The organism is Dehalococcoidia bacterium, from assembly GCA_028711995.1.
In the GTDB taxonomy this organism is placed as follows: domain Bacteria; phylum Chloroflexota; class Dehalococcoidia; order SZUA-161; family SpSt-899; genus JAQTRE01.
On sequence record JAQTRE010000175.1, the window covers coordinates 1 to 5,174 of the forward strand.

A 5,174-nucleotide genomic window follows, 5' to 3' on the forward strand; every position below is an offset into this window, starting at 1 on the left:
CGCCCCCGCATCGTCTTGGCATACTCCCGTATGCTGCCTCCTGTCATCCTCTCCTCCAATATTTCGGTAACTCTTATTTTGAGGCAACACCCCTCCACTCGGTAACTTTAATTATGAAGCCATGCGGCATATTGACAAATCTATATCCATGTGATACACTACAAATCTCCTAGGTAGCCGATGCAGTGTTGTGGGAAGGCGAAGAGGTAACTCAGTAGGGGAAACCTGAAAGGAAGCAATTGAGTAAGGGGAACCTGAAAAAGAGCAACCGAGTAAGAGTTATCTGAAAAAGAGCAACCGAGTAAGGGGAACCTGAAAAGAGGCAATTGAGTAGGAGTTACCCGAAAAGAGAGGTTCGGAGCGGGAACACAACGAAGAGCTAAAGTTACCTAGGAGATTTTTTGTTCTACCCCCCCTTAACCACTTTCCCCGAGGCAGTCTGTCCGACTTCCACCTGTGGCGATTCCAGTGTTCCTATAAACGGCAGATTTCGATATTCATCCTTATAGTCCAGACCGTATCCAACGACAAACTCATCAGGTACCTCGAAGCCGATGTAGTCAAGCCGGACCTCGGCCATCCGCCTCACTTTCTTGTCCAATAGAGCGCACACAGCCAGGCTGGCGGGCTGCTTGCCATTCAGGTAATGGAGCATATAGTTCAAGGTCATGCCGGTATCTACAATGTCTTCTACTACGATGAGATGCCTGCCGGATACATCCATCTCCAGGTCTTTGGTAATCCTCACGGAGTTTCCCTTCGCCTCATAGTGCGATATGGCCATGAACTCCACCTCAACCGGGATTGTCATGGCGCGAACCAGATCGGCGATGAAGCAGAAGACCCCCCGCAGTATACCCACCATAATCGGGCGGCGGTCGGTATAATCTATGGATATTTGCTGAGCAAGCTCTTGCACTCGCCTTTGGATTTCAACATTGGAAAAGAGTGTCTTCCCGATGCCCTGCCCCTTAGCCTGAGCTAATGGACCGCATCCATACTTGGCCAGGAGGCGGTGAATATCTTTTTTGTATAGCAGATTTATTGCGATCTCGGGGTAAAGTTCCCTCAGACGACGCAACTTGCGGTTCTTTTCAGTGACCAGACTTTGCTTTAAGGTCGTCAGCTCGATATAGAGATCAAGGGCAGGAAGATAGAAATCCGGGGTGAACATCTCCGTTATTCGATCACTCTCCCACGTCAACGGGAATGATCTGGGTTCATATACCCAGTCGATTTGATAGAAATCCAGAATATGCGCCAATTCCTCTTCGCTGGGGTGAGCGAAAGTCACGGATCGAACCTGGCGCAGTAGAGCTGTCCCTGATTCAGCTTCATTCATTGCCTTTTCGAATTTCTGCTTTTCTTGCTCCAATAGATGAACGCGAATACCCATGGCGGCCAAGTTGGCCATAGCTGTGACAAAATTGATGTCCGCCTGTGTAAATTCGGTGGTTGATTTTGAGTAAGCTCTCAGGCTGCCTACCGTAACGGCACCTATAGTTACAGGTACTCCCAGCAGTGAGGCGATGCCTGCTTTGGCGGCCAGTTCGGGGTACTGAATGCGACTGTCTCCTCTAACTTCGGAAATAACCACCACCTGTCCATTGCTGACCTCAGAGAGACTCTTATCGGCCTTGAGGAGTCCTTTGCGGAGATAAAATTGAGGCAGTCCCCAGGAGGAGCTGTGGATCAGCCTGGTGTGTGTGGAATCGAGCAACACTAGAGAAGCTCCGCCGCCAATCGCACCTGCTGTTCCCCGAACAACAATGTCCGCAACTTGTTTCAGGGACATGCCTGAATTCAAGCTGGCCGCCACGCGCCGGATTGCCTTGTAGTAATTGCGCTCGCTGCTTGAAACCAATCGGCCCTCCAGTTCAATTCTAGGTTTGAGGGAGCCACATGTCAATCAGATCAAGTCTCTTCTTATCCAGACATAAGTTCAAAGGGGTTCTCGGTGCAAGCCCAATGGTGTCTTTAAATATGGTAAAACTTGTGCGTGATACGATGAATCTCTTATTGTAGCTGAACCTCAGAACAATTTGAGCGTGTGCTCCAATGACATATTTCAGGGGGGTATACTGCTGTAAACGAGCCTTAAAACCCCGATAATCGTGGAGAGGGTAGGACTGCGGGAATACACAAAGGAGGTTACCAAAATGGGTATATCCGAGGCGAGAGCAAATGTGGAGAAGAACAGACTTTATATGAAAATAAGTGGCTTTTTCACCGATGAGGAGGCGAAGGAGACAGCTGATCGGAGTATTGCGGCAATGAAGAAGCTAAAGCCCGGCTTTGATATCATCACTGATGGGTCTGAGCTTAAGGCATTAACGCCACAGGGTACGAACGACATTGAACGGGTCATGAAGATCGCTGCGGAGCTTGGCGTGGGAAGAACCGTCCGGGTTGTAGGGGATAAGGTATCTGTGATGCAACTCAGGAGGAAGGAAAGAGAGGCTGGCGCGCATGAGGCCCCGATAGCCAGTTCAATAGAAGAAGCCGACAGGATGCTCGATAATCATCACTAGATTTCTCGGGCTGGCAGCTATCCGATTATTCGAGCCTGTCTCAATTCATCGATCCGGTGCATGGAATATCCCAGAAGGCCATGGAGGATATCTTCGGTATCCTGTCCTAATTTGTGGGGGTATTCATAAGGGTGCTGCGTAGTGCCGGACATCTTGATAGGGTTCCCTGGAACCCGTATCTCGCCCCCGTCGGGATGTTTCAGGCTTACCACCATATTGCGATGAAGCACTTGCGGGTCGTTGAGGGCTTCAGGTATAGTATTAATGGGAGCACAAGGCACATCGCACTTATGCAGGCGTTCCAGCCACTCTGCCGTGGTCCTGGTAGCGAAGATTTCATCCAACACTGTCCCAAGTTCCTCCATGTTGTGTATACGCTTCACATCTGTGTCGAAACGTGAGTCGAGCGCCAACTCCTCGCGGTCCAGCGCACGGCACAGATTTTTCCAGAAGCTTCCTCTGTGAGCACAGATGACCACATAGTTATCCATGGTCTTATAAGCCCCGTAGATAGGGTTGGTTTGATGGCGCGACCCCAGTCGTCTTTCAACTACCCCCGAGATAAGATAATAGGCGGCGATGTAAGAGAGCATCGATATCTGGCCATCCAACAGTGCCACATCAACTCTTTGCCCTTCGCCGGTACGTTCCCGGGCATATAGCGCAGACGTGATACCTTGAGCGGCAAACATTCCCCCCGCCAGGTCAGCAATCGGTATCCCCGATCGCGCCGGTGGATAGCTGGGGTCAGGATGGCCGGTGATACTCATGCCTCCACTCAAGGCCTGGATTATCAAATCAAAAGCTGGCCTATCCTTGTAGGGTCCTCTATTCCCAAATCCGGTAAGGGAACAGGAGATGATGCGCGGGTTGATCCGTTTCAGGGTTTCATAATCAACTCCCAACTTCGCCATAACGTCCGGCCGGAAGTTATCGTAGACAACATCTGACTTCCTAGTCAGGTCATAAAAGACCTCTCTGGCCCGGGGCGCTCTCAGATTTAGAGCCAGGCTTTTCTTGTTGCGGTTGGCGCTGAGGAAATAGACATCCTCATCCTTATACGAATAGCGCTGATCCAGCGGCGTCCTCGACCCAAACTCGATGGCCACCTCTTGTGGAAGCTCGATCTTGATGATCTCAGCCCCCAGGTCAGCCAAGATCAGAGAGCCATACGGTCCGGCGAGAGCTCTGGTGAGATCGATGACTCTTACCCCCTCAAGAGGCCCTTTTGTCTGTTTTTGCTCTTCCATCATGTTCTCCGGGGTGGTGTAGAATCAGATTGTGACTGCGGGGCGATGGCAGATCGTCTCTATATCGCTTCTACCTCTGCCTTTCCACCTATTGTACCACGTCGCTGTTGGCGTTTTGCCAAGTTGGGCTTGCTCCATTTCAGCGCAACAACAGCGTCTTCATGCGCGTGTGAAGAATATGGCAGTGAATGGATATATCGGCAAAATGCCGGCAATTGTGGACTTTGAGATAGATTTAAGGTATAATTTTGAAGCTGTAGGGGTGTAGCTCAGCTGGTAGAGCAGCGGTCTCCAAAACTCCGCAGCTAGGGACTAAAAGCGTATAGCAACGGGTGACAACGTCCCGGTTTAGCCTCAAAATCCCCACCGATAGACCAATGAGGAGTGACAACGAAGAATAACGCCGTGATCATTTCGTGATCAATTTTTCAGACTTCCCATGAAGCTGTGAATCGTTACGAACATTGACCCACCGGTCTTCATCGCCCGGGACCGGGTGACAATTTCCCTGTTCGGTGTTTTGGGCAGTTTTTCACCCTGAATTACCAATGCCTTGCTCTCATCTGTCATCAGTCAAACTCCTTAAAATTTCCCAATCTCCCACTTTTTGGGAATAGTAAAATCGAATCAGTTCCATCTTCTTGATGCAATAGTAAGTCCAGTATCATATCATTATAAGCCTATTATACTACTTCTGTTGTACCAATGGAGTCAATGTTATATTGGGCCAATTGTGGTATGATTCCGGTAGTTTTAGTATCACGGGGGGATTAAGGAGTTACCATGGCAACTCTCAAGGAACTTCGTGAGGAGAATGCGTTGAGTCAGGCAGACCTGGCCGCACTGGCCAAGGTGGCGAAGTCAACCATTGTCAGTATCGAAAACAAATACCACAAACCGAACTTCAAGACCCGCCGCACACTTGCCGAGGCCCTGAAAGTGAAGCCAAGGGAAATTGAATTCTGGTGATGCCCCGAATGAGTTTCTTCAGCTTCTATTCCAAGCAGAAGTCCAACACCCCAATCAGGAGTGGTACATGAAACGCGTCACCCACGTGGATTCTACCTTCGGCATTGTGGACACCGTAGGAAGTGTCACAAAAGGTAGGACGCCTGCCCGATGCTACACCGGGCCGATTCTTGCACCGTCACAGAAGAAATCTTCTATGACATCTGATAATTGTGTTACCAAATCCTCAAAGTCCGGCATATTTGACCTCTCCTAAACCAGCATATGTCACTAGTGTCATGTCACGTAATGATTGATGGATAAAGCCGTCTCAATTTTACCCTGGCGTCGTCTATGGTAAAATGCCAATTAATCTTGGCATTTAGATTGTTTCTGCTCTTGCACCATGCCTCGACTTCTTTCGTTACCGTGGAGATGTGATCAA

Annotated in this window: 6 protein-coding genes and 1 tRNA gene; 3 read left to right on the forward strand and 4 right to left on the reverse strand. The window is 49.6% G+C overall.

All coding sequences use genetic code 11. The annotated features are described in order from the left end of the window. Positions 1-406: 406 nt before the first annotated feature. Positions 407-1,795, reverse strand: a complete 1,389-nt coding sequence (gene hpt / locus PHV74_14815) for a hypoxanthine phosphoribosyltransferase (protein ID MDD5095628.1) — start codon at positions 1,793-1,795, stop codon at positions 407-409. Between the two features lie 364 nt (positions 1,796-2,159). On the opposite strand from hpt, the gene PHV74_14820 reads away from it, so the two are divergent. Next, positions 2,160-2,531 carry a hypothetical protein gene (locus PHV74_14820; GenBank protein MDD5095629.1) on the forward strand — a complete coding sequence of 124 codons (372 nt, stop codon included), beginning with the start codon at positions 2,160-2,162 and terminating at the stop codon, positions 2,529-2,531. 17 nt (positions 2,532-2,548) lie between these two features. On the opposite strand, the gene PHV74_14825 is transcribed toward PHV74_14820, so the two are convergent. Further along, entirely contained in the window at positions 2,549-3,784 is a 1,236-nt protein-coding gene (locus PHV74_14825; GenBank protein ID MDD5095630.1) for a CoA transferase, read from the reverse strand. Between the two features lie 261 nt (positions 3,785-4,045). On the opposite strand from PHV74_14825, the gene PHV74_14830 reads away from it, so the two are divergent. Continuing rightward, positions 4,046-4,158, forward strand: a tRNA-Trp gene (locus PHV74_14830). A 43-nt stretch (positions 4,159-4,201) separates the two neighbouring features. Here PHV74_14830 and PHV74_14835 read toward each other — a convergent pair. Continuing rightward, complete coding sequence (locus PHV74_14835; GenBank protein ID MDD5095631.1) at positions 4,202-4,351, reverse strand: hypothetical protein; 150 nt, start codon at positions 4,349-4,351, stop codon at positions 4,202-4,204. Between the two features lie 213 nt (positions 4,352-4,564). Here PHV74_14835 and PHV74_14840 point away from each other — a divergent pair, with 213 nt between their 5' ends. Next, the gene (locus PHV74_14840) at positions 4,565-4,750 is read left to right on the forward strand and encodes a helix-turn-helix transcriptional regulator (protein ID MDD5095632.1); all 186 of its coding nucleotides are present in this window, start codon (positions 4,565-4,567) and stop codon (positions 4,748-4,750) included. Between the two features lie 281 nt (positions 4,751-5,031). Here the strand turns inward: PHV74_14840 and PHV74_14845 are convergent. Further along, positions 5,032-5,174: IS630 family transposase (locus tag PHV74_14845; GenBank protein MDD5095633.1), on the reverse strand; the 143-nt coding region annotated here is incomplete at its 5' end.

Excerpts from the sequence above, each read along its gene's own strand:
- hpt (MDD5095628.1), bottom strand. The coding sequence starts at position 1,795 with ATGTCCCTGAAACAAGTTGCGGACATTGTTGTTCGGGGAACAGCAGGT.
- PHV74_14820 (MDD5095629.1), top strand. The coding sequence starts at position 2,160 with ATGGGTATATCCGAGGCGAGAGCAAATGTGGAGAAGAACAGACTTTAT.
- PHV74_14825 (MDD5095630.1), bottom strand. The coding sequence starts at position 3,784 with ATGATGGAAGAGCAAAAACAGACAAAAGGGCCTCTTGAGGGGGTAAGA.
- PHV74_14835 (MDD5095631.1), bottom strand. The coding sequence starts at position 4,351 with ATGACAGATGAGAGCAAGGCATTGGTAATTCAGGGTGAAAAACTGCCC.
- PHV74_14840 (MDD5095632.1), top strand. The coding sequence starts at position 4,565 with ATGGCAACTCTCAAGGAACTTCGTGAGGAGAATGCGTTGAGTCAGGCA.